Source organism: Crocosphaera sp. Alani8 (assembly GCF_038442745.1).
Taxonomy (GTDB): Bacteria; Cyanobacteriota; Cyanobacteriia; order Cyanobacteriales; family Microcystaceae; genus Crocosphaera.
The window spans coordinates 1-3,374 of sequence record NZ_JARVCN010000342.1 but is presented as its reverse complement, the minus strand read 5'-3'; the positions used below and the strand labels follow the sequence as shown (position 1 = coordinate 3,374).

Sequence of the window (3,374 nt, the reverse complement as noted above, 5' to 3'; positions counted from 1 at the left end):
AGGGGTCTTAAATAAATTTTTGCCTATTTTTGAGAACCCATTTCTGACACTTTTGGTTGTATCTTCTCCCTTGAGAGTAACCACAAGATTCGAGATAGCATCAGTTAAATGATTCAAAGATTGTTGTTGAGAGGAGAACATCTGTTTAACAGTCACCAATGACCAGTCACCAGTCACCAGTGTTGTTGTTGTTTTTTCATCTTCACCCTTAGCTAAAGTACGAGAATTATTAATTTCTGATGGATCATTAGTAACTGACAATTGTTCATTACTGATAAGGTTTGACTGATGAGTGATGACTGATTCAAACCAATCTCGCAATTGAGTAGGATGTTCAAGGTTAAGAGATTGAGCGAGATACTTTGCGACATCAGCCCACTCCTGTTCCGTTACCACTGGGATATCGTCGTTAAGTGAGGTGAATTGACTTGAACAAAGGTGAGAATAGGCTGAGTAAAGTTCTTCTCTATCCTTCAAACCAAGAGATTGAGTAATAACGGGTTCAACTTGAGGATAGCAATGGTCATTAATTTGAGTAGGACTAAGATATAACTCTGATTGAACATCAGGGTGGTGACGAAGACGGGCGATCGCATCAATGACCTTTCTCCCCTCAACTAAAGTAGGAAGTGGGGAAGATTTGGTTAAACCGGTAGGAGAAAATAAGACCATACCATCAGGGGATAACCGAAAAACCCCAGACTTAAGCAATTCACCAGGAGTACGGCCTGTAACCCCCATTAAACCAGTCAATAACACTTCATAATTAGAACTATCAAGCATTACCCCTAACGCTTTAACTAACTCTTCATCGGTTTGGGGTTCGGGTTCGGGTTCGGGTATAGGTTGAGAATTATCTGGTACAGCTTCATCCTCATTTTGGGTTAGGGTTTGATAATAACTCTCGAAAGCTTGAACCACAGTGACATCAGGTAATGGTAACTTAATTCCTAAGCGGCCATCAATATTACCTTGACCATCAGCAATCTTATAATCAAAGTAATGACGAGAAGTAGCTAAATTTCTTCTTAACTCAGGGTTATTCTCATCGAGGATCTTAAAATGACCTTGGATATAAGCTCTGAACTCTAACTCAGGGACATTGGGGGGACAATACCAATGAGTGGCGATCGTTGCGTAAACAGCCCGAAATAAATGAGTATAAAGATTATCCTCCCCATCACGAGTGGGTACTAGCTCTTTAAAATGGCGATCGCAGGAGTTAATCACAGCATGAGCATATTTATTATTGATAGCTCGGTTATCTAACCCTTTGGTATCAACCCATTCCCTCAGTTTAGCCAAAGCGTCAATGACTACCGATGCAGGTGCTAGAGTTGGAATTTCAAACTGTAGGTTAACTGGTTCACTGCGACGTTTCAAAGAGCCAGTAAAAGTAACCGAATAATGAGACTTATACTCAAACTCCGCAGTCTGTAAAATTTCAGCACAACGACGACCAGTCAAAACAGCTAAACCAGCAGCCAAGTCAGACCAATCATCGCTATCAAGTAAAGCAATAGCCTTCTCGACAATAGCATTAGGGTCTCCTAAAAACTTGGTATTGCGATCGCTAACTCGTTGTTCAGACGGACGGTTAATGGCCTCCCACTCTTGGGAGGTAAACCCAACATCAGCCAAAGCAGGATGATTAGGATCAAGGGTTTTTAGGGCATTACGAATATCAGTGAGGCGGTTCTTTTGCTGTGAAGGCGTAACCAAAGAACGCTCCTGGGCCATCATCTCCTTAGCCATAGCATCCCATTCACGGGCTTTTTTGTGGTCTGATGGAGTATCTCCTAGAGATGCAATTTCAGGTAGATGCTCTGATAACCACTTCTTTAACCATTCCGTTCTGGCCTGTGCGATCGCCTTAGTGAGATCAATCTCTGATTCTCGTTGGCAAAAATGAGCGATAATATCACGCTTAGACATGAGTATGAGTATAAGATGAACTCTGTTATTATTATACTTACTCAATGAGTATGAGTAAAGGAAAAATAGTGAGGCAAGTTATACTCATATTTCTCTAGATAAAGATAAAGGTTGAATGTTATCAATTTCGTCTTGCTCTTTTAATTGAACAGCGTAGAGATCATTGGCACGTTGTAGGTTGAGCCAAAAATCAGGAGATGTACCAAAGTATTTCCCTAGTCTTAGAGCGGTACTGGTAGTAATACCCCTTTTGCCATTAATGAGTTCGTTAACTCTCTGATAGCTAACACCAATGGCAGTAGCGAGTTGTTGTTGAGTTAAACCCATTGGCTCTAAAAATTCTTCTCGTAACATTTCACCAGGGGTAGTAGGGGGACGATTTGTGGGAATATTAACCATAACTAAAGATAATTAGTGATAATCGATAATTTCAACCTGTCTAACACCTTCATCAGACCAAATAAAGCAAATTCTATATTGATCGTTTATGCGGATACTATACTGTCCCTGACGCTCTCCTTTTAAAGCCTCTAATTGATTTCTAGGAGGAGAGCGTAAGTCATTTAAGCTAACAGCAAAATCTAATTGGTCTAGCTTTCGTCTAGCAATTCTCCATAAGTTTTGAGGGCAAGTTTTTCGTGCTTGCTTTGTGTCATTTCCGTTGAAAATATCTTTTGTTCCTTGGTTTCGATAATCTATTATCATTATAACACGGTAATTGTGATATAGTGATAATACTCTAATTTGGCAATCTCTATTCAATCTACTTATTTAGTGAGTATAAGTAAAGATATGAGTATAAGTGTGATCATAAAAGTGATGGTGGATGGGTAGTCACAGTGAGAGATATCCCAGAGGCAATTACTCAAGGGGATGATGTAGAATTGGCTTTAAAAGAAGCTTCAGACTGCCTAGAAGAAGCGATCGCAGCCGATCAACGGGATCTACCTATTCGTACCCTCCAAGTTTTAGGTCAACAGATTTCTCTTACTATTACTTCCACTCAGGTATGAGTATGGGTATAAGCTGAGGATATGAGTGCAAGTCTAATCATATTTCAGCGATCGCTTTGACTCCGCAAGCGGTGCGCTGTTATTCTGAAGGACATTGAAGGGACGATAAATAAGCCTATAACCCTTAAACGACCATTTATAGCCTATATACACGAGAATAAAGCTCTGTGAGTACCTTATCCTTATTACTGCTTATCTTTTCCCCATCTTTCTTTCTTCATTTTTCTGTGATTCTGTGATTATTTCCTAATTATTAATGAGTATAAGTATAATCATATTTATTATGAGAGGTATGAGTATGACTAAATGAGGGACTATGAGTATAAGAACCCCTCCCCAGTCATAAAGGGGGTTTCAGCGATTCCTTCCCAGGAAAATTGGCGATCGCATAACTAAGGAGGTTAACATATTATCAGATAATATGTT

4 protein-coding genes are annotated in these 3,374 nt (G+C 39.7%); 1 reads left to right on the top strand and 3 read right to left on the bottom strand.

Annotated elements, in window-relative coordinates:
• The 3 genes from P9B04_RS17765 to P9B04_RS17755 all read right to left on the bottom strand — a co-directional run.
• A partial coding sequence (locus tag P9B04_RS17765) for a protelomerase family protein (protein WP_342056314.1) occupies positions 1 to 1,935 on the bottom strand: 1,935 nt, incomplete at its 3' end.
• An 84-nt stretch (positions 1,936 to 2,019) separates the two neighbouring features.
• On the bottom strand, positions 2,020 to 2,334 hold the full coding sequence (locus P9B04_RS17760; RefSeq protein WP_342056313.1) for a HigA family addiction module antitoxin: 315 nt from the start codon (positions 2,332 to 2,334) through the stop codon (positions 2,020 to 2,022).
• 12 nt (positions 2,335 to 2,346) lie between these two features.
• Positions 2,347 to 2,640, bottom strand: coding sequence for a type II toxin-antitoxin system RelE/ParE family toxin (locus tag P9B04_RS17755; protein WP_342056312.1), 294 nt, complete (start codon positions 2,638 to 2,640; stop codon positions 2,347 to 2,349).
• Between the two features lie 134 nt (positions 2,641 to 2,774).
• Between P9B04_RS17755 and P9B04_RS17750 the strand changes: the two genes are divergently transcribed.
• A complete protein-coding gene (locus tag P9B04_RS17750) occupies positions 2,775 to 2,948 on the top strand; it encodes a type II toxin-antitoxin system HicB family antitoxin (RefSeq protein WP_342056311.1) in 174 nt (57 codons plus the stop codon).
• The last annotated feature ends 426 nt before the right edge of the window (positions 2,949 to 3,374 follow it).

Excerpts from the sequence above, each read along its gene's own strand:
- P9B04_RS17760 (WP_342056313.1), bottom strand. The coding sequence starts at position 2,334 with ATGGTTAATATTCCCACAAATCGTCCCCCTACTACCCCTGGTGAAATG.
- P9B04_RS17755 (WP_342056312.1), bottom strand. The coding sequence starts at position 2,640 with ATGATAATAGATTATCGAAACCAAGGAACAAAAGATATTTTCAACGGA.